Here is a 23,201-nt window from a genome sequence, read left to right as displayed (position 1 = left end):
GGCCGTCCGGTGACGGCCCGGACGGTCCCGAGGGCTCCTGCTCGGGCTCCTGGACCGGGTCTCGGCTCAGGGTGCTACTCCGTCTCGAGCACCAGGTCGTCGCGCAGCTTGAGGCCGTCGGTGCCGGCCTTCTCGAGCAGCTCGGCGACCGGGCCGTGGTCGAGCAGCTGGGCGTCGGGCTCGAGGTCGTGCCACGGCTTGAGCACGAAGGCGCGCTCGTGGGCCCGGGGGTGCGGGAGGCGAAGGGCGTCGGTGTCGCTGCGGCGGTCGCCGACGACGATCAGGTCGACGTCGAGGGTGCGCGGGGCGTTGGGGACATCGCTGCGCTCGCGGTCGAAGGCGTCCTCGATGGCGAGGGCGCGGTCCAGCAGGCGGTGGGCCGACAGGGTGGTGTCGGCGAGCACGACGGCGTTGAGGAAGTCCTTCGTGTCGGGCGGGCAGTCCACGGGGGCCGTCTCGTAGACCGGCGACACGCCGGTGATCCAGACCTCCGGGGTGTCCGCGAGCACACCGAGCGCACCCTGCAGCGTCGCGAACCGCTCGCCGAGGTTGGATCCGAGTGCGATCACCACCCGACGGATCGGTCGCATCTCGCCGGTCAACGTGTCCGCGTCGACGATGTTCGGATTGGGGGTCTCGGTCATGCTTGGCCCTCTGCCTTCCCGGTTCGGTCTCCCACCCCTGCTGCCTCACGGCGGCGGGTGATGGTGAGCTGTACGTCGGCGAACGTCGCCTTGATCGGCGCATCCGGCTTGTGGACGGTCACACGCACCCATTCAACACGAGGGTCCAACAGGCAGGTGTCCGCGATCCGCTGCGCGAGGGTCTCGATCAGGTCGACCGGGTCCCTCGTCACGGCGGCCACGACCTGGTCGACGAGGCTTCCGTAGTCCACGGTGTCACGCAAGTCGTCCGAGGCCGCCGCGGGGGCGGTGTCGACCGCGAGGGTCAGGTCGATCCTGAACACCTGGCCGTCGCGTCGTTCGTGGTCGAAGACGCCGTGGTGGGCGAAGCACTCGATGCCGAGGATGCTCAGCTCGTCAGTCATCTCGATCCCTCTCCGGCGCCACGGCCCGATCCGCGGCTGGGGTCCACTGTGCCGCAACCGCCAAGGCGTCGCGGTGGGCACGCACATCGTGGACCCGCAGGCACCACACCGGCGCACCGCCCAGCCCCGCGGCGAGCAGGGCGCTCAGCGCCACGCCGGCCGCCTCCCGCTCCCCGACCGGGCGCGGCCGGCCGGCGGCGTCCTCGAGCAGGCGCCCGAGGAAGGTCTTGCGGCTGCCGCCGACCAGCAGCGGGAAGCCGAGGTCCGCCAGCGCGTCCAGGTGGCGCACCAGCTCCCAGTTGTGCTCGGCCAGCTTGGCGAACCCGAGCCCGGGGTCGAGCACGATCTGGTCGTCCCGCACGCCGGCGGCCCGGATCGCGGCGACCCGCTCCCCCAGCTCGGCGCGGACGGCCGCGACCACCCCACCGTCGTACTCGGTGAACTGCTGCATCCGGTCGCTGTGGGCGCGCCAGTGCATCGCGACGTAGGTGGCGCCGGTGCGCGCGACGACCTCGAGGATCGTGGGGTCGGCGAGGCCGCCCGACACGTCGTTGACGATCCGCGCACCGGCCTCGAGCGCCCGCTCCGCGACCTCGGCGCGCATCGTGTCGACCGACACGACGGCGCCGTCGGCGGCGAGCGCCTCGATGACGGGTACGACGCGGTCCAGCTCCTCCTCGAGCAGCGGCCGGGTCGCGCCCGGTCGGGTGGACTCACCACCGACGTCGAGGATGTCGGCGCCCTCGGCGAGCAGCTGCCTGCCGTGCGCGACGGCGCGCTCGGGGTCGTCGTACCGCCCGCCGTCGGAGAACGAGTCGGGCGTGACGTTGACGACCCCCATCACCAGGGGCGTCGACGGTCCGGTCATGGCGGAAACCCTAGACTCCGAACATGGCCGAGGCTCCTGCGGTGTCCGTCGTGATCCCGACCTACCGCTCCGGCCCAGGGCTGGACCGGGCCATCGCGTCCCTGGACGCACAGACCCTGCCCCAGAACCGGCTCGAGGTGCTGCTGCTCGACGACGGCTCCCCCGACGACACCGCAGCCCGGATCGAGCAGATCGCGGCGGGGCGCGCCAACTACCGGGCGTTCGCGCTGGAGGCCTCGGGCTGGCCGAGCCGGCCGCGCAACATCGGCGTCCGCGAGGCGCGGGGCCGCTACGTCCTGTTCCTCGACCACGACGACGAGCTGTACCCGGACGCGCTCCGGGCCGCGGTCGCGCTCGGTGACAGAGCCGGCGCGGACGTGGTCAACGGCAAGGAGGTCCGCACCCAGATCGCCCGCTGGGGGCTCACGCACTACACCCACGACGCGCCCGACGCGAGCGCCGAGCCGCTGCGCGGGCTGCTGCCGATGACGCCGCACAAGCTGTACCGGCGCGCGTTCCTGGTCGACCACGAGGTCCGCTTCCCGGAGGCGCCGCGACACCTGTGGGAGGACCTGTTCTTCCACGTCGACGTGATCCGGCACGAGCCGGCGGTCGCCCTGCTGAGCTCGACGCCCTTCTACCACTGGCGCAAGACCGCCGAGAACAACTCGACGTCCAGCGACGGCACCAAGCTCGACTACAGCGGCGACCCGGAGTACTGGCCCTACCTCGACAAGCTGTTCCGGCTCGTGTCCGGTGTCGAGCAGCCCGCGATCCGCAACGAGCTGCTGGCCCAGAACGTGCACGTCCGGCTGGTCTCCCAGCTCGGCCAGCGCGCGACCGACGCCGACGACGAGAGCGTCGCCGAGGCCCGTGCCGAGGCCGCCCGGATGCTCGCGACCTACGTGCCCGCCGAGCTCGACGCGCTGCTGCCGGAGCGCAGCCGGGTCGCGATCACGCTCTTCCGGGCCGGCCACGCCGACGCGGCCGCCGACTTCCTGCGTGACGGCATCGACCGCAAGCCCGACTTCACCGTCACCGCGGTCGAGGACGCCGGCGACGGAGCCGTCACGGTCACCGGCACGGTGGCCTGGAGCCGCGTTCCCGGACAGCCCTTCGCCCGTCGTACGGCGGCCGGCGAGGTGGTCCGCGACCTTCCCGAGCCGTTGGCGGGCCTGCTCGCCGAGCACGGCCTCACGCCGAGCGCGGACGTGTCGGACGCCTTCGTGGACGTGGCGATCCGGCACGCCCCCACCCGGGTCAACTGGCTGCTCCCCTCGACCTCGCGAGTCGCCCTGGTCGAGCAGGAGGACGGCACCCTCGAGCCCGCCGGCACGTTCACCGCCCGCTTCGACCCGGCCACCGCCGCGATGGGCGGCGCGCTGCCGACCGGCGCCCACCTGGTGCTGGGGATGTGCGAGCTCGACGGCCGTACCGGCATCAAGCGGGCCTTCAGCGACCTCCCCGCCGGCACGCAGGTCGGCTCGGTCGTGCTCGACTACTCCGCCCAGGACGGGCTGTTGCTCCGGCTCCCCGCCGCCGAGCCGCCCGCCCGCAAGGGGTTGCTGGGCCGGCTGCGGCGGGGCTGAATCCGAGTCCTCCCCCGAATCGTTCGATCGAACGGTTCGGGGGATTTCGGGCGCCGGAAGTCCCCCGAACCGTTCGATCGAACGATTCGGGGGACCGGCAGATTCACAGCAGGTGGTTCGGGCCGGCGTCGGCGGCCTCGGCGAGCAGGTCGAGCAGGTAGCGGCCGTAGCCGCTCTTGAGCAGCGGCTTGGCCAGCTCCTCGAGCCGGGCGTCGTCGATGATCCCGAGCCGCCAGGCGATCTCCTCCGGGGCGCCGACCTTGGTGCCCTGCCGGGCCTCGAGGGCGCGCACGAAGTTGCTGGCGTCGTTGAGGTCGTCGAAGGTGCCGGTGTCGAGCCACGCGGAGCCGCGCGGGAGCACCTCGACCTGGAGGCGGCCCTCGTCGAGGTACATCCGGTTGAGGTCGGTGATCTCCAGCTCGCCGCGGGGGGAGGGCTTGAGCGACTTGGCCTTCTCGACGACGTCGGAGCCGTAGAAGTACAGGCCGGGGACGGCGTAGTGGCTGCGCGGCTTCTCGGGCTTCTCCTCGAGGGAGAGCGCCTTGCCCTCGGCATCGAACTCGACGACGCCGTACGCCTTCGGGTCGGCCACGCGGTAGCCGAACACGGCAGCGCCGTCGAGGTCCTGGAAGCGACGCAGGCGCGAGCCGAGGCCGGCGCCGTAGAAGATGTTGTCGCCGAGCACGAGACCGGCGCCGCCACCGGCGAGGTGCTCCTCGCCGATGAGGAAGGCCTGCGCGAGACCGTCGGGCGAGGGCTGCACGGCGTAGGTGATCTCGATGCCGAACTGCGACCCGTCGCCGAGCAGGCGGCGGAACTGGTCGGCCTCGTGAGGCGTGGTGATCACCAGCACCTCGTGGATGCCCGACAGCATCAGCGTGGAGAGCGGGTAGTAGATCATCGGCTTGTCATAGATGGGCATCAGCTGCTTGCTGATGGCGTGGGTGATCGGGTGCAACCGACTCCCCGTGCCGCCCGCCAGGATGATCCCGCGCATCTCGTCTCCCACTCCTCGACGCCTCGATGGCCCCGTCTCGATGTCTCGACGGCGCATTCTCCTTCATACACTGTCCGACGTGCGCATCCTCGTCACCGGCGGAGCCGGGTTCATCGGGTCGAACTTCGTCCACCACCTCGTCCGCCACACCGACGCCTCCGTGACGGTGCTCGACAAGCTGACCTACGCCGCGAGCCGCGAGTCGCTGGCCGGTCTGCCCGAGGACCGGGTCCAGCTGGTCGTCGGCGACATCGTCGACGCCGGCCTCGTCGAGCCGCTGGTCAACCAGCACGACGCGGTCGTCCACTACGCCGCGGAGTCCCACAACGACAACTCGCTCAACGACCCGTCGCCGTTCATCCAGACCAACCTGATCGGCACGTTCACGCTGCTCGAGGCGGTCCGCAAGGCCGGCGTCCGGTTCCACCACGTCTCCACCGACGAGGTGTACGGCGACCTGGAGCTCGACGACCCGAAGAGGTTCACCGAGGACACGCCGTACACCCCGTCGTCGCCCTACTCCGCCTCCAAGGCGGGCTCCGACCACCTGGTGCGTGCGTGGGTGCGCAGCTTCGGCGTGCAGGCCACGATCTCGAACTGCTCCAACAACTACGGCCCGTGGCAGCACATCGAGAAGTTCATCCCGCGCCAGATCACCGAGGTGGTCGACGGCCGGCGCCCGAAGCTCTACGGCTCGGGCGAGAACGTGCGCGACTGGATCCACACCGAGGACCACTCCTCGGCCGTGCTCCGGATCCTCGAGCAGGGCCGGATCGGCGAGACCTACCTGATCGGCGCCGACGGCGAGAAGTCGAACCTCGAGGTGGTCCGGCTGATCCTGACCCTGATGGGCCGTGACGCCGACGACTTCGAGCACGTCACCGACCGCGCTGGGCACGACCTGCGCTACGCGATCGACTCCGGCAAGCTGCGCAGCGAGCTCGGCTGGTCGCCGCAGTACGCCGACTTCGAGGCCGGCCTGGCGGCCACCGTCGAGTGGTACCAGCAGAACGAGGCCTGGTGGCGCCCGAAGAAGGACGCCACCGAGGCGGCCTACGCCGCGAAGGGCCAGTGACCATGGCGGAGCTTCGCATCGAGACGACGCCGATCCCCGGCCTGCTCGTCGTCCACCTGCCGGTGCACGGCGACGACCGCGGCTGGTTCAAGGAGAACTGGCAGCGCGAGAAGATGGTCGCGCTCGGCCTGCCCGACTTCGGTCCGGTGCAGAACAACATGAGCCTCAACGCCGCCCGCGGCGCGACCCGCGGCATCCACACCGAGCCGTGGGACAAGTACGTCTCCGTCGCCACCGGCAAGGTGTTCGCCGCATGGGTCGACATGCGCGAGGGCGAGACCTTCGGGGCGACGTACTGGACCGAGGTCGACGAGAAGACGGCGGTCTTCGTGCCGCGCGGCGTCGGGAACTCCTACCAGGCGCTCGAGGACGGCACCGTCTACTCCTACCTGGTCAACGACCACTGGAAGCCCGGTCACGCCTACCCCGCGCTCAACCTCGCCGACGCCACGGTCGCCATCCCGTGGCCGATCCCCCTCGACGCCGACGAGGTCGAGATCTCGGCCAAGGACCTGGCCAACCCGGTGCTCGGCGACGTGGTGCCGATGGCTCCCCGGAAGACGCTGATCACCGGCTGCCGGGGCCAGCTCGGGCAGGCCCTCGCGCCGCTCCACCCCGGCGCCACTCTGGTCGACCTCGACGAGCTGGACCTCACCGACGAGGCGGCCCTGGCCGCCTGGCCGTGGGAGGAGTACGACCTGATCCTCAACGCGGCCGCCTACACCGCGGTCGACAAGGCCGAGACGCCCGAGGGCCGGCCCGTCGCCTGGGCCGCCAACGCCGCCGCGCCCGCCGCCCTGGCCCGGATCGCCGCCGCCCGCGGGATCACTCTCGTCCACTACTCGACCGACTACGTCTTCGACGGCTCCCCTGTCGAGGGCGGGCACCGCGAGGACGAGCCGTTCGCGCCGCTCGGCGTCTACGGCCAGACCAAGGCGGCCGGGGACCTTGCCGTCGCGGGCGCCCCGCGCCACTACATCCTGCGCACCTCGTGGGTCATCGGCGAGGGCCACAACTTCGTGCGCACCATGGCGAAGCTGGCGGCCGACGGCGTCGACCCGGCGGTCGTCGACGACCAGGTCGGCCGACTGACCTTCACCTCCGAGCTGGCCCGCGCCACGGCGCACCTGGTGGCCACCGGGGCGCCGTACGGCACCTACAACGTCACCAACGGCGGCGAGCCGCGCTCGTGGGCCGACTACGCCCGCAAGGTCTTCGAGCTCACCGGCCAGGACCCGGCCCGGGTCAGCACGGTGACGACCGAGGAGTACGCCGCGGGCAAGGCCCTCTCGCCCCGGCCGCTGCACAGCACGCTGGCGCTGGACAAGCTCGCCGGCACGGGGTTCGTGAGCACCGACGCCGACGAGGCGCTGGCGGCGTACCTGGCCTGATGTCTGCTGCATGAATCCCCGGCCGGCCGGGGATTCATGCAGCGCGTCAACCCTCAGCCCCGCGGGCTGTGGATGAGCGCCATCGCCTCGGCCCGCGTGGCGGGGTCCTTGAGCATGGTGCCGCGGACCGCGGAGGTGATGGTGCGCGCACCGGCCTTGCGCACGCCGCGCATCGTCATGCACAGGTGCTCGGCCTCGATCACCACGATCACGCCGCGGGCGTCGAGGAGCTCCATCAGGGAGTCGGCGACCTGGGTGGTCAGCCGCTCCTGGACCTGCGGGCGCTTGGCGTAGACGTCGACCAGGCGGGCCAGCTTGGACAGGCCGGTGATCTTGCCTGTCTCGGCGGGGATGTAGCCGACATGGGCCACGCCGGTGAACGGCACCAGGTGGTGCTCGCACATCGACCACAGCTCGATGTCGCGGACCAGCACCATCTCGTCGTGCCCGAGGTCGAAGGTGGTGGTCAGCACCTCCTCCGCCGTCATCCGCAGGCCGGCGGTGAGCTCGGCGTACGCCCGGGCCACGCGGGCCGGGGTGTCCTTGAGCCCCTCGCGGTCGGGGTCCTCGCCGATGGCGGCGAGGAGCTCGCGTACGGCGGCCTCGGCGCGCTCGTGGTCGAACGCGCCCGTGCCCTCGCTCATGCGGAGGGCGCCGGCGGCTGCGGGTCGGTCGGAGGTGCGGTCGGCGTACCGCCGTAGACGTCGCCGCCGGGTCCGGGCGGGGTCAGGATCTGGCCGCCGTCACCGTTGGCCGGCTCGGGGACCGAGCCGTTCTGCTCGGCACGGCGCCGGATCTCCTCGGGGATCTCCACCGGCGGGATGGTCGACGGGATCCGGGTCGGGGAACCGGTCCAGGCCGGACGCGCCGGACGCAGCCGCAGTGCGGTGAAGACCTCCGCGACCTGCTCCTTGTCGAGGGTCTCCTTGTCGAGCAGCGCGAGCACGAGCGCGTCGAGCACGTCGCGGTTCTCCACCAGGATGTCGAAGGCCTCCTGGTGCGCCGTGGCGAGGAAGTTCTTGGTCTCCTCGTCGATGATCGCGGCGACGTCCTCGGAGTAGTTGCGCTGGTGCCCCATGTCACGGCCCAGGAAGGGCTCGGAGTTGGAGTCGCCGAGCTTGATCGCACCGAGGCGGTCGGTCATGCCGTACTGGGTGACCATCGCACGAGCCAAGGCGGTCGCCTTCTCGATGTCGTTGCCGGCGCCGGTCGTCGGGTCGTGGAAGATCAGCTCCTCCGCGGCCCGGCCGCCCAGCATGTAGGCGAGCTTGTCGAGCATCTCCGAGCGGGTCTGGGAGTACTTGTCCTCGTCGGGCAGCACCATGGTGTAGCCCAGCGCCCGGCCGCGGGGCAGGATCGTGATCTTGTGGACCGGGTCGGTGCCCGGCAGCGCCGCCGCGACGAGGGCGTGACCGCCCTCGTGGTAGGCGGTGATCAGCTTCTCCTTCTCCGACATCAGCCGTGAGTTGCGCTGGGGACCCGCGATGACGCGGTCGATCGCCTCGTCGAGGATGGGCGCGGTGATGACCTTCTGGTTGTTGCGAGCGGTCAGCAGCGCGGCCTCGTTGAGCACGTTGGCGAGGTCGGCACCCGAGAAGCCGGGGGTCCGGCGCGCGACCGACATCAGGTCGACGTCGGGACCGAGCGGCTTGCCCCGCGAGTGGACCTCGAGGATCCGCTTGCGGCCGGCCAGGTCGGGTGCGTCGACCTGGATCTGGCGGTCGAAGCGGCCCGGGCGCAGCAGCGCCGGGTCAAGGACGTCGGGCCGGTTGGTGGCCGCGATCAGGATGACGCCGCCGCGCACGTCGAAGCCGTCCATCTCCACGAGGAGCTGGTTGAGGGTCTGCTCGCGCTCGTCGTGACCGCCGCCCATGCCGGCGCCGCGGTGGCGACCGACGGCGTCGATCTCGTCGATGAACACGATCGCGGGCGCGTTCTCCTTGGCCTGCTCGAACAGGTCGCGGACGCGGGAGGCGCCGACACCGACGAACATCTCGACGAAGTCCGAGCCGGAGATCGAGTAGAACGGGACGCCCGCCTCGCCGGCGACGGCGCGTGCGAGCAGGGTCTTGCCGGTTCCGGGCGGGCCGTAGAGCAGCACGCCCTTGGGGATCTTGGCGCCGACGGCCTGGAACTTCGCCGGCTCCTGGAGGAACTCCTTGATCTCGCCGAGCTCCTCGATCGCCTCGTCGCAGCCGGCGACGTCGGCGAAGGTGGTCTTCGGCATGTCCTTGCTGATCATCTTGGCCTTGGACTTGCCGAACTGCATGACGCCCCGGCCACCGCCCTGGACGTTGTTCATGAGGAAGATGAACAGCAGGATGATCAGCGCGAACGGCAGCAGCGTCGCGAGGATCGAGCCGAGCAGGCTGGGCTGCGGGTTCTTGAAGTTGTACTTGTCGAGCTCGCCCGCGGCCTTCTGTTCCCTGACCGCGTCGATCAGGCCCTCCTGGGCGCCGTCGACGTAGTAGGAGAGGACCTTGTCCCCCTGCTTGCGGGTGCCCTTGTCGAGAGTCGCCTCGATCGACTGGTCGCCGTCGACGAAGGTGATCTCCTCCACCTGGCCCTTGGCGATGTAGGTCGCCATCTGCGAGGTGGGGACCTCGTCGTACCCGCCTCCGGGTGCGAGGAACTCGAGAGCGAGGACGACGGCGAGGACCGCCACCACGATCCAGAGCCAGGGCCCCCTGAAAACGCGCTTCACAGACTTACTCGCTCCCCAACTCCGTCGACAAGGATCAGACGACGGTACACGCCGCCGACGGGTCCCATTCTGTCTGGTCCCTGGTTGGGCAGCGCGGTGAGCGGCCGAATCAGGAGTAGACGGAGGGCGCGAGGGTGCCGATGTCGCGCATGTTGCGGTAGCGCTCGCGGTAGTCGAGGCCGTAGCCGACGACGAACTCGTTGGGGATGTCCCAGCCGACGTACCTGGGCTTCACCGGCATCTGCAGCGCCTCGGGCTTGCGCAGCAGGGTGGCGATCTCGACGCTGGCCGGGCCTCGCGAGCCGAGGTTGGAGGTCAGCCACGACAGCGTCAGGCCGGTGTCGATGATCTCGTCGACGATGAGCACGTGGCGCCCGGCGACGTCGGCGTCGAGGTCCTTGAGGATCCGCACGACACCGGAGGACTTGGTGCCGGAGCCGTACGACGACACGGCCATCCAGTCCATCTCGACGTGCTTGTTCAGGGCGCGGGCGAGGTCGGCCATGATCATCACCGCGCCACGCAGCACGCCGACGAGGACGAGGTCCTTGCCCTCGTAGTCGCGCTCGATCTCGGCCGCCATCTCGGCCACCCGGGCCTGGATCTGCTCCTCGGTGAAGAGCACCTCGACCAGGTCGTCCGCGACGTCGCTCGCATGCATGGCGTCAGCCTGCCACAGGGGTCGGCCCGAAGCGGAGGTGGGAGCGATCGCGGTACGCCGTCACGTGGCCGGGCAGCTGGACCTCGCCGTTCGTCGTCCCGGCGACGAGGCGCTGGAGTGCCGTGACGTGGACGTGGAACAGCTCGGCGTCGACCGCCCCGGCTGCGAGCGCGGCGAGGCGCAGCACCCGGCCGGAGAGGGCGGGGAGCAGGTCCCGGACGCCGGCGAGGGAGAGGCCGTCGGGACCGGCCAGGTCGTCGTACGCCGTCGCGGCGAGGGCGTCGAGCGCCTCGACGTCGGCGCGGACCTGGTCGGCGGTGCGGGCCAGCGTGGCGGCGACACCGGGGCCGAGCTCGTCCTCGAGCACCGGCAGCACCCGCTGCCGGACCCGGACCCGTGCGAAGCCGGGGTCGCTGTTGTGGGGGTCGTCCCAGAACTCGATGCCGTCGGCCAGGCAGGCGGCGACGGTGTCGGCGCGGGCGACGTCGAGGAGCGGGCGGCGGTAGTGGTCGAACGCGCGACGCATCCCGGCCAGGCTCCGCCCGCCCGAGCCCCGGGCGAGCCCGAGCAGGACCGTCTCGGCCTGGTCGTCGCGGGTGTGGCCGAGCAGGACGAGCTCGGCGCCGAAGTGCTCGTGGAGCTGGTCGAGGACGGCGTACCTGGCCCGCCGGGCGGCAGCCTCGACCCCGAGCCCGGCGGGGTCGACCTGGACCCGCGCGGTCGCGGTCTCGTCGGCGCCGAGGCCGGCCATCTGCGCGACGACGCGGGCCGCGTGCTCCCCTGATCCGTCCTGCAGGCCGTGGTCGACCGTCGTACCGACGACCCGGAGTCCGCACTTGTGGCCCTCGAAGACCGTGGCCGCGAGCAGGGCGAGCGAGTCGGCGCCGCCCGAGCAGGCCACCAGGACGGTGGCGCCGGGGTCGAGGTCGGCCAGCGCGCGTCGTACGCCTTGGCGCACGGCGGCGATCGCCGGGTGGAGGCCCATGTCAGCGAACGGGCTCAGGCCAGGACGCGCTTGACCCAGCCGTCCGGGTCACTCAGCTCGGCCTTGCTGGGGAGGTTCTCGGGGCCGGCCCAGACGGCGTTGAACTCCTCCATGCCGACCCGGTCGACCACGGAGCGCACGAAGTGGGCACCGTCGCGGTACTGCGCCATCTTGGCCTCGAGGCCGAGCAGCCTGCGCAGCACCCGGTCGAGGGCGCCGACGCCCTGCCGGCGCTTGGTGAACTTCTTGCGGATCTGGGCGACGCTCGGGATGACGGTCGGGCCCACGTCGTCCATGACGACGTCGGCGTGGCCCTCGAGCAGCGACATCATGCCGGTCACCCGGTCGATGACCTCGAGCTGCTCGGGGGTGCTGAACATCTCGACGATGCTGCCGCCGTTGCGGCCGGCCTTGATCGCCTCGGTGATCCGCTCGAGGCCGCCCTCGAGGAAGCTGGCGGGCTCGACGGTGTCGCTGATGGCGCGGATCTCCGAGAACAGGTGCTCTCGCATCCAGGGCACGGCGGTGAACTGCACCCGGTGGGTCTCCTCGTGGAGGCAGACCCAGAGCCGGAAGTCCTGGGGATCGACGTCGAGCTCGCGCTCGACGTGGACGATGTTGGGGGCCACCAGCAGCAGCCGGCCGTGGGGCTCGTGGAACGGGTCGAACTGGCCGAGCACCTTTCCGGCCAGGAACCCGAGCAGCCCGCCGACCTCGGCGCCGGTGACCTTCGCACCGACCTTGAGCCCGATCCCGCTCGGCGGCTTGCTGGCCGCGATCTTCTCGATCATCGGCCGGGTGGCGACCTCGAAGCCCTCGGCGTTGGCCTGCACCCAGCCCGGCCGGTCGACGACCAGGATCGGCGCCGTGCCCTGCGGCGCGTCCAACCCGGTGAACTCCCGGACCAGCCCGGTCGAGCGGTGCGCACCCGCCCGCAGCTCGGCGACCGCCTCGTCGGCCTCCGCCCGGCTCACCACCGGACCGTCGCCGGCCAGCCTGGACCCCAGCGCCACGGCCAGGCCCCAGTCGATCATCGGGGGCAGTGGTACGGCGGGTGCGGTCATGCGTGGAAGCCTAGGGCGTGTCCCCCAAGCCGGCCCGGATCAGCACAGGCAGGCGCCGAGTCCGGCGGCGGCGGTGTCCATGGTGGTGCGGGCGAGCAGGCCCTTGTCCTTCTTGACCTTGTCGGCCATGAGCGCGAAGGCCAGGAGGTGACCCTGGGCGTCGATGGCGATGCCGGCGAGCGAGGTGACGCCGGTGAGGGTCCCGGTCTTGGCCCGGACCCGGCCGCGACCGGCGGCGGGGCCGAGGTCCATGCGGTCGGTGAGCGAGCCGGTATAGCCGGCGACCGGGAGGGCGGCCAGCAGCGGGCGCAGCTGGGGGTGATCGGCGGACGCGGCGAGGCGGAGCACGTCGACGAGGACGCCGGGCGCGAGCCGGTTGGCACGGGACAGCCCGCTGCCGTCGTACAGGACCGAGCCGCGCAGGTCGATGCCGTTGGCGGTGAGCACCCGCGCGACGGCCTGCTGGCCGCCGGTGAAGGACCCGTCGCCGCTGTCGGCGATGCCCGCCTGGCGCAGCAGCACCTCGGCGGCGGCGTTGTCGCTGACCTCGACCAGGCGCTGCACGATCTGGGCGACCGTGGGGCTGGTGACCCGGCCGACCTCGGTCGCGCCGGCGGGCGCGGAGGTCCGGATGGGACTGCCGGTGACGGTGATGCCGCGACGGGCCAGCGCCTGCGCGAACGCGGTGGTCGCCTCCAGCGCGGGGTCGGCGACCGGCCCCTGCCCCGGGAGCGCCCGGCCCTCGTCGACCCACAGTGCGCTGACCGGGTTGATCTCCTCGGGGATGTAGTCCGGCTTCCAGGTCGGGTGGACCGCCGGGCCGGCGAACAGCGAGTCGTCGAAGCCGAGCTCGACGCTGGTGACGCCGGACGCCTTCAGGTTGCGGGCGGTCCGCTTGGCGAGGGTGCGTACGTCGGCCCGCCGAGGGTCGTAGGTCGCCCCCGTCGGCGCCGGGTTGGGCTCACGGGCCAGCAGCGGGTCACCGCCGCCCACGAGGACCAGGCGGGGCGTCGTACCGCTGGTGTCGAGGACGGTGGTGGTCGCGAAGGTGTGCTCGGGACCGAGCAGGAACAGTGCGGCCGTCGAGGTGACCAGCTTGGTCGTCGAGGCCGGGATCGCGACGCCGGCGCCCTCGGCGGCCTCGTACGCGTAGCCGGTGCCCTCCAGCGGGCCGACCGCGGCGATCACGTGGCGGCCCAGGTCGGCCGAGTCGAGCGGCGCGAGCGCCTGCTTCACCGCGCGGGCGTCGAGTGCGGCCGTGCCGTCGGCAGCCGGCGCCAGCGCATCGGGTACGACGACCGGCGGCACGTCGACCTCGGGTGGGGGCGCGACCGCGGCCGGGTCGGCCGGCGTACCGCCGTCCCCGCGCAGGTCGTCCCACCACCGCTCGGCGGCCCCGGTCCGCCAGGCGACCCCGGCTCCCGCGAGCAGCGCCACGACGAGGACTCCGGAGAGCACACGACGACCTCGCCGGGTGCCCGGCTCGCGGTCCTTCTCGGCCACGGTTCTCCTTCCGGGAGTGCTCCCCGACTGCGCGTTCCGGGACATTGTGCGGGACAATGCTCCGAACAACGGCGCCGGGCAGGTTCACAGCTCCCGCGAGCACGTCCGCGCCAGACCCGATCGTCAGCCCCGATCCGGGCCGAGAGTGTGGAGGAAGACTGTGCTGGAGTTCGACGTCCTCGTGGAGATCCCCAAGGGGAGCCGCAACAAGTACGAGGTCGACCACGAGACCGGGCGCATGCGCCTGGACCGGTTCCTCTTCACCTCGACGATGTACCCCGCCGACTACGGCTACATCGAGGACACCCTCGGCCAGGACGGCGACCCGCTCGACGCGCTGGTGCTGCTCCAGGAGCCGACCTTCCCGGGCTGCCTGATCAAGTGCCGCGCGATCGGCATGTTCCGGATGACCGACGAGGCCGGCGGCGACGACAAGGTCCTCTGTGTCCCGGCCGGCGACCCGCGCATGGAGCACCTGCGCGACATCAACCACGTGCCGAACTTCGACCGGCTCGAGATCCAGCACTTCTTCGAGGTCTACAAGGACCTCGAGCCCGGCAAGTCCGTCGAGGGCGCCGACTGGGTCGGCCGCACCGAGGCCGAGGCCGAGATCGCCGCGTCGTTCGAGCGGTTCAAGACCACCGGCCACTGAGTTTCGTTGACTTGCCCCATCCTCACCGTTGACTTGCCGGTTCCTCGCGGTTGAGTCGCCGGTTCCTCACCGTTGAGTGACCGATGGGTGGCACCTCGACGCTGAGAACCCGGCAACTCAACGGTGAGTTTCCGGCAACTCAACGAGGGGCGAGCAACCCCGACAGCCCCGCGGCGATCGCCGTGGGGCTGTCGTCGTACTCGGGCGGCATCGTCACGTAGCTGAGCGCCAGCCGGGCCAGCGCCCGGGCGAGCTCGCGTACGACGGCGGGGTCGGTGCCCGGCCAGGCTGCGCCGGCCGCTTCCTCCAGCTGCTCGGCGACCCGGACGAGGAGCGGGCCGGCGTCGGTGGTGACGATCCGGACCAGGTCGTGGTGGGCGTCGCCGGCGCGGACCCGGTCGATCAGCGGGTCCTCGGCGGCGGTCTCGAGGAAGAGGCGCAGGCCCTCCTCGAGACCCTCGCGCGGCGAGTCCGCGTGGGCGGCGAGGGTCGAGCCGATCAGCGCGCACAGGGCGTCGGCGAGGTGGACCGTGTAGGCCTGCGCGAGCCCGTAGCGCGAGCCGAAGGCGTTGTAGAGCGTCTGCCGGCTCACCCCGGCGTCCCGGGCGACCGCCTCGAGCGTGACCTCGCCCCAGGGCCGTTCGAGGAGGAGGGCGCGCAGGGCCGCGAAGATGGCGGTACGGCGCTCCGCGACCGCGCTCACGTTCCGGCGCCCCCGCGCTTGACCCCACGGAAATACGCGATCGCGCCGCTGCGCTCGAGGACGAGGTCGGCGATCCCCTCGCGGGCGAACCAGTCCTCGAGGTCGGCGCTGGTGCAGCCGGGGCCGAGGAGGCCGGCGACCCGGCCGACCCGGCGCAGCGGCTCGAAGCGGAGGCCGGTGTCGTTGAGCAGGGCACTGCCGGTGAGGACGCCGCCGGGGCGCAGCACCCGGGCCATCTCGACCACGGCGCGCTCGGGGTCGGGGAAGCAGTGCAGGCCGGTGAAGGTGACGACCAGGTCGAAGGAGCCGTCGTCGAACGGCAGGTCACCGACGTCGGCGATGCGCGGCACGACCTGGTCGGCGAGGCCCCGACGCTCGGCGACGCGCATCGTGCGGTCCAACATGGTCTGCGCGATGTCGCCGGCGACGTACTCCACGCCCTGGCCGGGCCGCAGGCCGCGCAGCGCGACCCCGCCGCCGCAGGGGATGTCGAGGATCCGGCTGCCCCCGGGCTGCCGGCCGATCTCGTCGGCGGCCCGGTAGAGCCGGCGCAGGTCGCTGTTGATGCCGACCCTCCACACGGCGCCGCCGGCGGTGGGGTGCTCGACACTCCAGTCGTAGAACGACGCCCACAGCGGGTCGTCGGACCAGCCGCCCAGTCCGGGGATGTGGGACAGGGTGGACCGGATCATGCCTCTCCTCCGATGAGTGCTTCGGCGCGCAGCAACGCCTCCGGTACGGCGAACGCGTCGACCAGCTCGCGCGCGACCGGCCGCACCCGGCGGCACAGCTCCGCGACCTCCCGGGTGATCGCCTTCGAGCGCTGGGTGGTGAGCCGCCCGTGCTCGATGAACCAGCCCCGGTCGGCCTCGATGCCGGACAGCGCGTGCAGGTCGCAGAGCAGGTTGAGGGTCAGCCTGAGGTCGCCGTACTCCTCGGGCACGGAGGCGACCTTGGCGACGAAGGCCTCCAGCACCAGCCGCTCGACGTGGGCGCGGGCCGCGGCGATGACATGGTCCTGCACCCGCGAGAAGACCTCGCCCGGGTTCATACCGGAGTCGACGCCGCGCTTGAGCCGCCGGGCGACGCCGCCGATCAGGTGCTCCTCGCGGAATCGGTACATCGCGAGGTGGTAGTTGGGGTCGCGCAGCCCGCTGTCGGTGTGCCAGTCGTCGTTGCCGCCCGGCAGGGCGTCGCGGATCTGCTCGAACAGCCGGTGCACGCGAGTACGTTCGAGCACGGTCTCGACGGCGAGACCGGCGACGAAGCGCACCATCCCGAGCTGGTCGAGGTCGGAGAAGTCGCTCGCGTAGTCGGTCAGCAGCCCCTTGCCGACCAGCTGCAGCAGGACGTGGTTGTCGCCCTCGAAGGTCGTGAAGACGTCGGTGTCGGCCTTGAGCGCGGCGAACCGGTTGACGGCGAGGTAGCCCGCGCCGCCGCACGCCTCGCGGCACTCCTGGATCGTGTCGGTCGCGTGCCAGGTCGCCAGCGCCTTGGTGCCGGCGGCCCGGGACTCCAGCAGCCGGCGGGTCTCCTCGTCGTCGCGAACGCCGGAGAACACGTCGTGCAGCTCGCCGGCCAGCACCTCCTGCGCGAAGTGCAGCGCGTAGGTGCGCGCCAGCCGCGGGAACAGCCGGTGCTGGTGCAGGCCGTAGTCGAGCAGCAGCTGCTCCTTCTCGACCGCGCCCTCGTCCTCGGCGCCGGTCTCGAACTGCCGACGCTGCAGGGCGTAGCGGACCGCGATGGTCAGTGCCGTCTTCGATGCGCTCACGCCGGCCGCGCCGACCGAGACACGGCCCTGGACCAGGGTGCCGAGCATCGTGAAGAACCGCCGGCCGGCGCTCTCGATCTCGCTGACGTAGGTGCCGTCCTCGGTCACGTCGGCGAACCTGTTGAGCAGCGCCTCACGCGGCACCCGCACCTCGTCGAACCAGATCCGGCCGTTGTCGACGCCGTTGAGGCCCATCTTGGGGCCGTCGTCCTCGATCCGTACGCCGGGCAGCGTCGCGCCGTCCTCGTCGCGCAGCGGTACGACGAGCGCGTGCACGCCGTGCCCCTCGCCGGCCACCTCCAGCTGGGCGAACACCACCGCCACCCGTGCGTGCTCGGCGGCGTTTCCGATGTAGTCCTTGCCGGCGCTGGGGGTCGTCGTGGTGACCACGAACTCGGACGTCGCGGGGTCGTAGGTCGCGACGGTGCCCAGCGCCTGCACGTTGCTGCCGTGCCCGGTCTCGGTCATCGCGAAGCAGCCGAGCAGCCGGCCACTGACGACGTCGGCGAGGTAGGCGTCGTGGTGGCGCTTCGTGCCGAGCTGCAGGATCGCGCCACCGAACAGGCCGAACTGCACGCCGACCTTGACGAGCACCGACAGGTCGCCGTACGCCAGGGACTCGAAGGCGGCGATCGACGCCCCGATGTCGCCGCCCCCGCCGTACTCCTTCGGGAAGCCCATCCCCGCGGCGCCGGTGCCGGCGATCTCGAGCACGACGTCCCTGACCCGCTCGCGGAACTCCGCGCGCGGCATCGCCTCGGCGTCCTCCAGCACGGCGGCGTACGACGGCAGCAGCTCGCGCACCGTGCGGCGGACGTCGGCGTACCCCCCGTCCAGCAGGACGGTGAGCGCGGCGACGTCGACCGTCAGCTCGGGGGGCGCGGTCGCAGTGGACTCCTCGGCCATGGTGCGAACCTAGTGGATGCGCGGGAGCCCGGTCAGGGCCGCGCGAAGAAGTCCGGCGTACGCCAGTAGTCGATCGACTCCACGCTGACGGGGCGGCCGGTGCGCGGGGCGTGGATGATCTGCCCGTCGCCGGCATAGAGGGCGACGTGGAAGATCGCGCCCGGGCCGCCGTCGGACCAGAACACGAGGTCGCCGGGGCGCAGCTGGTCGCGGGTGATCGGCGTGGACTGCTCGTACTGCGCGACCGAGTAGTGCGGCAGCGTCCTCCCGCCGGCCGCCCAAGCCTTCTCGACCAGGCCGGAGCAGTCCCACGAGTCCGGGCCGGCGGCGCCCCAGCGGTAGGGCTCGCCGAGCTGGGCGCGGGCGAAGGCGATGGCAGCCTGGGCGCCGTCGGCGGGCGCGGGGTCGGCGGCCGGGGTGGGCGCATCGCCCTTGTCGTCCTTGTCGCCCTTGTCGCCCTTGTCGCCCTTCGCGGCCTTGGCCTCCTCGGCCTCCTTCGCCGCCTTGGCGTCGGCGGCGGCCTTGGCGGCCGCCTCGGCGTCGACGGCGGCCTGGTGGGCGCGGGCGACGGCGACACTCACACCCTGGAGGCGGGCGAGCCGCTTCACGAGCCGGGTACGGCGGGCCTCGATCCGCGCAGTGACCATCTCCGCGTCCTGGGCGGTCGCCCGGGCCCGGTCGCGCGCGGTCCGCGCGTCGGCGAGCGCCCGGTCCGCCTCGGCCGCGGCCGCGGTGGCCGCGTCGGCGGCCTCGGTGGCAGCCGTCGACGCGGCGATGTACTCGTCGCGCCGCTGGTCGAACAGTGCCTGCACGTGCTCGTTGGCCGAGGTCTGCTCGAGCAGCGCGTCGATCCCGTCGGCATCGACGATCGCCTCGACCATGGACAGCTCCAGGCCCATGCCCTGAGCGGTGATGACCGCGTCACGGAAGGTGTCCTCGTGCTCGGCCAGCGCCTGGGCGGCGACCGCGGAGTCCGCCGTCGCCCGCCGCTCGGCTGCGCGCGCGGTGCGGGCGGCCCAACGCGCGCCGTTCCAGGCCTCGGTCGCACGGGCAGCGCGGATGGTCGCGGTGTCGAGCTCGGCGGCCGCGTCGGCCAGCCGCTGCTGGATCGCGGCAACGTCACTCTGGGCGGCGCCGGCCCGGTCCTGCGCGGCCTGGACGTCGGCGGCGCTCGGCGCACCGGGGTTGGCCGGGGTGGGCGGGGTCGGGTCCGCCTGCGCTCCGGGGATGCAGACCACCGCCGTCAGGACGAGGGCGGCCAGGCCGGTACCGAAGGTGGAAGAACGCACTCGCGTCACCGTAGTGCGCTTTTGTCACATACGAAACAAAAACCTCAGAAATCTCACAGGTCGTCGGCGTGTCGGCTTGCGAATTACATCGATGTCATTCTCGATCGCCCCGCCAGTTTCACCGGTCGGCCGGTGAAACTGGCGGACTGGGACGACAAAACTCGCGCTTGGACGAGGATGCTTCCTCGTCCAAGCGGGAGTTTCACCGGTCGACCGGTGAAACTCCCGCGGCGACCACATCCGGATCAGTCGACGTTGACCGGGACCTTCGAGGTGGTGGTCGTCGGATGCGAGTGCCCGCGTCTGTCGAACTTCTGGCCGCTCGCGATGCCACCGACGTAGAACGAGACGATCGCGATCGCGATGCCAGCGAGGTCGTCGGCCACGTAGTGCCAGCCGAAGTAGAGCGTGGCGATCACGGTGAGGCCGAAGTTCACCCAGAACACGATCTTGAGGATCTTCGAGCGCAGCGTGTACTGCACCATCAGGGCGAAGAGCAGGGTGATCGCGCAGTGCAGGCTGGCGAAGCCGGCGATGGAGTTCACGGACTCGGTGGCGCCGCCGTACAGCACGTTGCCGCGGGCCCTGACGATCGAGTTCATCAGGTCGGTGGTGCCGGTGTGGGACAGCGCGGTGTACTCGGGCCAGTAGGCGATGCCGGGGCCGAGCGTGGGCAGCAGGTAGTACGACAGCGTCCCGAGCGACCAGGCGAGGCACTGCGAGGTCACGAACCAGTAGCCGAAGGAGTGGTTGCGCGACCAGACCAGCCAGGCGGTGACGGCCAGCGGCACCAGCGGCAGGAAGCCGAGGTAGATCGGCGAGAGCACGTGCGCGGTGAGGGACGTGCCGAAGACGGCGTGCAGCACGTCGCTCGGGTCGTGGCCGAAGAAGATGACCCGGTCGAGGATGTGCAGCTCGCGGTCGAAGGACAGCGCGCGGACCTCGCCCGGCGCGGCGTTCGGGTCGGAGCGCACGAACGGCAGGAACGACTTGAGGTTCCGGTAGCTGACGTAGGTCAGGTAGAAGCTGATGACGCCGATCGCGACCAGGATCGCGCGCTCCTTGGTCCAGTGCGTGCGCAGCCGCTCCCGGACGACCGGCACCACACGGCTGGGCCGGCCGTGGGCCTTCCACAGCGCCAGCGGCAGCAGGTCGAGCAGGAGCGCACCGAGCAGGAGGAGCGGCAGCCGGATGTACGACGGTCCGAGGAAGCTCCCCTCGGGGTCGAGGAGCCGGCGATCGAGCTTCCACGCGGTGAGGACGGCGAGACCCAGCATGAGCGCGGCCGTGCCGATGAGAAGGGTGTAGGCGCGGCGATACACCCGAGGGATCCTACGGTGCAGTCCCAGCGGGTTCGGCCGCAGTGTCGGGCAGAGCGGCGATTCCGTGCTCTCCGACACGTACGACGACCCGCTGGCCCGGCTCCGCCACCCAGCCCGGCACCCCGACGGCGTCCAGCTCGCCGACTCCGTCGACGGCCACCACCAGCCGGCCGGCGTCGGGGGTCGGGCGGAAGTCGACGACCGAGGCGGGAAGGCCACCGGCGAGGTCGGGACCGGCCAGCAGGGCGGACGGCCGGAGCGCGATCTCGCCCGAGGGGCGGCCGAGGAGGGCGGCGGCGAGGTCGGGGGCGAGGACACGGGCGTAGCCGAGGAACAGGGCGGTGCCGGCGTCGGCGGGGTGCGCCCAGACGTCGCCGGTGGCACCCTCCTGGACGATGCGTCCGTCCCGCATCACGGCGAGCCGGTCGGCGATCGCGAAGGCCTCGTCCTGGTCGTGGGTCACCAGCAGGGCCGTCGTACCGGCGTCGGCGAGGATCTGTCGGAGGTCGGCGGCGAGCCGTCCGCGCAGCCCGGCGTCGAGGGCACTCAACGGCTCGTCGAGCAGCAGCAGCCGGGGTCGCGCGGCCAGGGAGCGGGCCAGGGCGACGCGCTGTCGCTCGCCGCCGGACAGCGTGCGGGGCAGGCGGTCGGCGTACCCGCCCAGGCCGACCAGCTCGAGCAGGTCGTCGACCTCGGCGCGGACGGCGGCGCGGGAGGCGCCCTGCAGGCGGCGGGCGTAGCCCACGTTGCGGGCGACGGTCAGGTGGTCGAAGAGCTGGCCGTCCTGGAACATCAGCGCGAACCCGCGCCGGTGCGTCGGTACGCCGGCGAGGTCGGCGCCGTCCCACGCGATCCGCCCGGAGGTCAGCGGCTCGAGGCCGGCGACGGCGCGCAGCAGCGTGGACTTCCCGCAGCCCGAGGGCCCCAGCACGCCGAGCACGTGGCCGTCCTCGACGCTGAGGTCGACGCCGTCGACCGCCACCGTCCCGTCGAAGGCGACGCTCACTCCCCGAAGCTCCAGGCTCACCACGAACTCACCACGATCCCACTCCCGGCACACGCAGCCGCTCGACGACGAGGATGACACCCGCGGTCACGGCGGCCAGCACCACTGACGCGGCCATGGCGGTGCCATAGTTGAGGGCACCCGGATGCCCGAGCAAGCGGTAGATCACCACCGGGAGTGTCGGCTCGGCCGGCCGCACGATGAACGACGTGGCGCCGAACTCTCCCAGCGACACCGCGAACGCGAAGCCGGCCGCGGCGAGGAGCGGCCGCCACACGACGGCGAGATCGACGGTCAGGAGGGTCCGCAGCGGACCGGCTCCGAGCGAGGCGGCGGCCTGGCGCTGGCGGTCGTCGATGCCGGCGAGAACCGGCACGAGCGTGCGGACGACGAGAGGGAGGGCAACAAGCGCTTGGGCGATCGGCACCAGCAGCGGACTCGCCCGCAGGTCGAGCGGCGGCTGGTCGAGGGCGATCAGGAACCCGAAGCCGAGGGTGACCGCGGAGACGCCGAGCGGCAGCATGAAGAAGCCGTCGAGCACGGCCCGCGCCCGCTTTCCCGCTCTGCTGCGGACCTTCCGGGTCACCACGAATGCCACGACGAGCCCGAGGGACAGCGACATCCAGGTCGCGTCGACCGCGATCCGCAGGCTCGCGGCGAGCGCGTGGATGACCGAGACCTGGAGCAGGCCGTCGGCCGATCCGCCCAGCGCGCGGTAGAAGTCGAGGCTCCAGCCGCCGTCGCGTCGCACCGAACCGACGAGGAGCGCCAGGACCGGCAGGGCGACGAGGGCGAGGGTGAGCGCGGTGACCGCGAGGGCCGGCAGGTCGCGCGGGCGGGGGCGGGCGGGGGCGGCAGCGATGCGTCGCACGGTCGGGTCGGGTACGGCGCGCAACCGGCCCACCACGACGAGCAGGGCCACGACCGCCAGCATCTGCACCAGCGAGAGCGCCGCCGCGGCCGGCAGGTCCAGCAGGTCGGCGGTGAGCAGGTAGATCTCGGTCTCGACCGAGGAGTACCGGACGCCGCCGAGGACCAGCACCACACCGAACGCGGTCGCGCAGAACAGGAAGACCACGCTCGCCGCCGACACGATCGCCGGGCGCAGTGCGGGCAGGGTGACGGTCCGGAACACCTGCAGCGGCGTGGCGCCGAGCGCGGCCGCGGCCTCGGCTGGGCGGCGGTCGAGGCCCTCCCAGGCGACGCCGACGGTGCGGATCACGACCGCCACGTTGAAGAAGACCAGACCGATCAGGATCGCGGCCGCCGTGCCGTCGAGGTCGAGGAACCCGAGCAGGCCGGACGACGAGATCAGCTCGCGCACGGCCAGCCCGACGACGACCGTGGGCAGCACGAACGGCACGAGCAGCGCCGTACGGATCAGGGCGCGGCCGGGGAAGCGCAGCCGGTGCAGGACATAGGCGGCCGGCAGGCCGAGCAGCACCGCGAGCGTGGTCGCGACACTGCTGGTCCACACCGTGAACCAGAGCACGCGGCCGGTGCGCGGGCGCCGCAGCACGTCGAGCACGGCACCCGGGTCGAACGAGCCGTCCGGCCACACGCCGCGGTGGAGCATCGCGCCGACCGGCAGCACGAAGAAGACGGCGACGACGGCGACCGGGACCGCGGCGAGCAGTCCCAGTGCCAGTCGTCGGGCCATTCTCGAA

Annotated in this window: 21 protein-coding genes; 4 read left to right on the top strand and 17 right to left on the bottom strand. The window is 72.1% G+C overall.

The window, feature by feature from the left end:
* Positions 1-74: 74 nt before the first annotated feature.
* The 3 genes from folK to folP are packed head-to-tail and all read right to left on the bottom strand — an operon-like array spanning position 75 to position 1,916.
* Positions 75-644: a 2-amino-4-hydroxy-6-hydroxymethyldihydropteridine diphosphokinase gene (gene folK / locus QI633_RS02205; protein WP_141800591.1), complete on the bottom strand. Its 570-nt coding sequence runs from the start codon at positions 642-644 to the stop codon at positions 75-77.
* Entirely contained in the window at positions 641-1,048 is a 408-nt protein-coding gene (gene folB, locus QI633_RS02200) for a dihydroneopterin aldolase (protein WP_282427950.1), read from the bottom strand. Before folB ends, folK begins: the two co-directional genes overlap by 4 nt.
* Positions 1,041-1,916, bottom strand: a complete 876-nt coding sequence (folP, locus tag QI633_RS02195) for a dihydropteroate synthase (RefSeq protein ID WP_260806542.1) — start codon at positions 1,914-1,916, stop codon at positions 1,041-1,043. The genes folB and folP overlap by 8 nt, the downstream gene beginning before the upstream one ends.
* Positions 1,917-1,939: 23 nt before the next feature.
* Here folP and QI633_RS02190 point away from each other — a divergent pair, with 23 nt between their 5' ends.
* A complete protein-coding gene (locus QI633_RS02190) occupies positions 1,940-3,505 on the top strand; it encodes a glycosyltransferase (RefSeq protein WP_282427949.1) in 1,566 nt (521 codons plus the stop codon).
* 103 nt (positions 3,506-3,608) lie between these two features.
* Here the strand turns inward: QI633_RS02190 and rfbA are convergent, their stop codons facing one another.
* Positions 3,609-4,502: a glucose-1-phosphate thymidylyltransferase RfbA gene (gene rfbA / locus QI633_RS02185; protein WP_282427948.1), complete on the bottom strand. Its 894-nt coding sequence runs from the start codon at positions 4,500-4,502 to the stop codon at positions 3,609-3,611.
* A 79-nt stretch (positions 4,503-4,581) separates the two neighbouring features.
* Between rfbA and rfbB the strand changes: the two genes are divergently transcribed.
* Positions 4,582-5,577 (top strand): dTDP-glucose 4,6-dehydratase, encoded by a 996-nt coding sequence (gene rfbB, locus QI633_RS02180; RefSeq protein ID WP_260806543.1) that lies wholly within the window; start codon positions 4,582-4,584, stop codon positions 5,575-5,577.
* Positions 5,578-5,579: 2 nt separating this feature from the next.
* Positions 5,580-6,968: a bifunctional dTDP-4-dehydrorhamnose 3,5-epimerase family protein/NAD(P)-dependent oxidoreductase gene (locus QI633_RS02175; RefSeq protein ID WP_141800596.1), complete on the top strand. Its 1,389-nt coding sequence runs from the start codon at positions 5,580-5,582 to the stop codon at positions 6,966-6,968.
* A gap of 53 nt (positions 6,969-7,021) precedes the next feature.
* Here QI633_RS02175 and folE read toward each other — a convergent pair whose 3' ends face one another.
* The 6 genes from folE to dacB all read right to left on the bottom strand — a co-directional run bounded on the left by folE (position 7,022) and on the right by dacB (position 13,885).
* Positions 7,022-7,612 carry a GTP cyclohydrolase I FolE gene (gene folE / locus QI633_RS02170; RefSeq protein WP_141800597.1) on the bottom strand — a complete coding sequence of 197 codons (591 nt, stop codon included), beginning with the start codon at positions 7,610-7,612 and terminating at the stop codon, positions 7,022-7,024.
* Positions 7,609-9,672 (bottom strand): ATP-dependent zinc metalloprotease FtsH, encoded by a 2,064-nt coding sequence (ftsH, locus tag QI633_RS02165; protein WP_282427947.1) that lies wholly within the window; start codon positions 9,670-9,672, stop codon positions 7,609-7,611. Before ftsH ends, folE begins: the two co-directional genes overlap by 4 nt.
* A 109-nt stretch (positions 9,673-9,781) precedes the next feature.
* Positions 9,782-10,333: a hypoxanthine phosphoribosyltransferase gene (gene hpt, locus QI633_RS02160; RefSeq protein WP_282427946.1), complete on the bottom strand. Its 552-nt coding sequence runs from the start codon at positions 10,331-10,333 to the stop codon at positions 9,782-9,784.
* Positions 10,334-10,337: 4 nt separating this feature from the next.
* Positions 10,338-11,318, bottom strand: coding sequence for a tRNA lysidine(34) synthetase TilS (tilS, locus tag QI633_RS02155; protein ID WP_141800600.1), 981 nt, complete (start codon positions 11,316-11,318; stop codon positions 10,338-10,340).
* 14 nt (positions 11,319-11,332) lie between these two features.
* Positions 11,333-12,382 (bottom strand): zinc-dependent metalloprotease, encoded by a 1,050-nt coding sequence (locus QI633_RS02150; protein WP_260806544.1) that lies wholly within the window; start codon positions 12,380-12,382, stop codon positions 11,333-11,335.
* Between the two features lie 39 nt (positions 12,383-12,421).
* Positions 12,422-13,885, bottom strand: coding sequence for a D-alanyl-D-alanine carboxypeptidase/D-alanyl-D-alanine-endopeptidase (gene dacB / locus QI633_RS02145; RefSeq protein WP_282427945.1), 1,464 nt, complete (start codon positions 13,883-13,885; stop codon positions 12,422-12,424).
* Positions 13,886-14,048: 163 nt separating this feature from the next.
* Between dacB and QI633_RS02140 the strand changes: the two genes are divergently transcribed.
* A complete protein-coding gene (locus tag QI633_RS02140; protein ID WP_141801263.1) occupies positions 14,049-14,537 on the top strand; it encodes an inorganic diphosphatase in 489 nt (162 codons plus the stop codon).
* 139 nt (positions 14,538-14,676) lie between these two features.
* Here the strand turns inward: QI633_RS02140 and QI633_RS02135 are convergent, their stop codons facing one another.
* The 7 genes from QI633_RS02135 to QI633_RS02105 form a co-directional block, all read right to left on the bottom strand.
* Entirely contained in the window at positions 14,677-15,240 is a 564-nt protein-coding gene (locus QI633_RS02135) for a TetR/AcrR family transcriptional regulator (RefSeq protein ID WP_282427944.1), read from the bottom strand.
* Positions 15,237-15,932: a class I SAM-dependent methyltransferase gene (locus QI633_RS02130; RefSeq protein WP_282427943.1), complete on the bottom strand. Its 696-nt coding sequence runs from the start codon at positions 15,930-15,932 to the stop codon at positions 15,237-15,239. The genes QI633_RS02135 and QI633_RS02130 overlap by 4 nt, the downstream gene beginning before the upstream one ends.
* Positions 15,929-17,917: an acyl-CoA dehydrogenase gene (locus QI633_RS02125; protein WP_282427942.1), complete on the bottom strand. Its 1,989-nt coding sequence runs from the start codon at positions 17,915-17,917 to the stop codon at positions 15,929-15,931. Before QI633_RS02125 ends, QI633_RS02130 begins: the two co-directional genes overlap by 4 nt.
* A gap of 32 nt (positions 17,918-17,949) precedes the next feature.
* On the bottom strand, positions 17,950-19,206 hold the full coding sequence (locus tag QI633_RS02120; protein WP_282427941.1) for a C40 family peptidase: 1,257 nt from the start codon (positions 19,204-19,206) through the stop codon (positions 17,950-17,952).
* A 245-nt stretch (positions 19,207-19,451) separates the two neighbouring features.
* A complete protein-coding gene (locus QI633_RS02115) occupies positions 19,452-20,528 on the bottom strand; it encodes a phosphatase PAP2 family protein (RefSeq protein ID WP_260806545.1) in 1,077 nt (358 codons plus the stop codon).
* Positions 20,529-20,538: 10 nt separating this feature from the next.
* Positions 20,539-21,534, bottom strand: a complete 996-nt coding sequence (locus tag QI633_RS02110; protein WP_282427940.1) for an ABC transporter ATP-binding protein — start codon at positions 21,532-21,534, stop codon at positions 20,539-20,541.
* A 28-nt stretch (positions 21,535-21,562) separates the two neighbouring features.
* Positions 21,563-23,194 carry an ABC transporter permease subunit gene (locus tag QI633_RS02105; RefSeq protein WP_282427939.1) on the bottom strand — a complete coding sequence of 544 codons (1,632 nt, stop codon included), beginning with the start codon at positions 23,192-23,194 and terminating at the stop codon, positions 21,563-21,565.
* Positions 23,195-23,201: the final 7 nt, after the last annotated feature.

Origin of the sequence: Nocardioides sp. QY071 (assembly GCF_029961765.1) — a bacterium.
Lineage (GTDB): Bacteria > Actinomycetota > Actinomycetes > Propionibacteriales > Nocardioidaceae > Nocardioides.
Note: the sequence above shows the minus strand (reverse complement) of the source record. Positions and strands in the feature narration are given on the sequence as shown.

What these genes read in the sequence shown, in the direction of transcription:
- tilS (WP_141800600.1), bottom strand. Translation starts at nt 11,318, where the DNA reads ATGGGCCTCCACCCGGCGATCGCCGCCGTGCGCCAAGGCGTACGACGC.
- QI633_RS02105 (WP_282427939.1), bottom strand. Translation starts at nt 23,194, where the DNA reads ATGGCCCGACGACTGGCACTGGGACTGCTCGCCGCGGTCCCGGTCGCC.
- QI633_RS02190 (WP_282427949.1), top strand. Translation starts at nt 1,940, where the DNA reads ATGGCCGAGGCTCCTGCGGTGTCCGTCGTGATCCCGACCTACCGCTCC.
- folB (WP_282427950.1), bottom strand. Translation starts at nt 1,048, where the DNA reads ATGACTGACGAGCTGAGCATCCTCGGCATCGAGTGCTTCGCCCACCAC.
- folP (WP_260806542.1), bottom strand. Translation starts at nt 1,916, where the DNA reads ATGACCGGACCGTCGACGCCCCTGGTGATGGGGGTCGTCAACGTCACG.
- hpt (WP_282427946.1), bottom strand. Translation starts at nt 10,333, where the DNA reads ATGCATGCGAGCGACGTCGCGGACGACCTGGTCGAGGTGCTCTTCACC.
- folE (WP_141800597.1), bottom strand. Translation starts at nt 7,612, where the DNA reads ATGAGCGAGGGCACGGGCGCGTTCGACCACGAGCGCGCCGAGGCCGCC.
- rfbA (WP_282427948.1), bottom strand. Translation starts at nt 4,502, where the DNA reads ATGCGCGGGATCATCCTGGCGGGCGGCACGGGGAGTCGGTTGCACCCG.
- QI633_RS02130 (WP_282427943.1), bottom strand. Translation starts at nt 15,932, where the DNA reads ATGATCCGGTCCACCCTGTCCCACATCCCCGGACTGGGCGGCTGGTCC.
- QI633_RS02150 (WP_260806544.1), bottom strand. Translation starts at nt 12,382, where the DNA reads ATGACCGCACCCGCCGTACCACTGCCCCCGATGATCGACTGGGGCCTG.
- folK (WP_141800591.1), bottom strand. Translation starts at nt 644, where the DNA reads ATGACCGAGACCCCCAATCCGAACATCGTCGACGCGGACACGTTGACC.
- QI633_RS02125 (WP_282427942.1), bottom strand. Translation starts at nt 17,917, where the DNA reads ATGGCCGAGGAGTCCACTGCGACCGCGCCCCCCGAGCTGACGGTCGAC.
- QI633_RS02175 (WP_141800596.1), top strand. Translation starts at nt 5,580, where the DNA reads ATGGCGGAGCTTCGCATCGAGACGACGCCGATCCCCGGCCTGCTCGTC.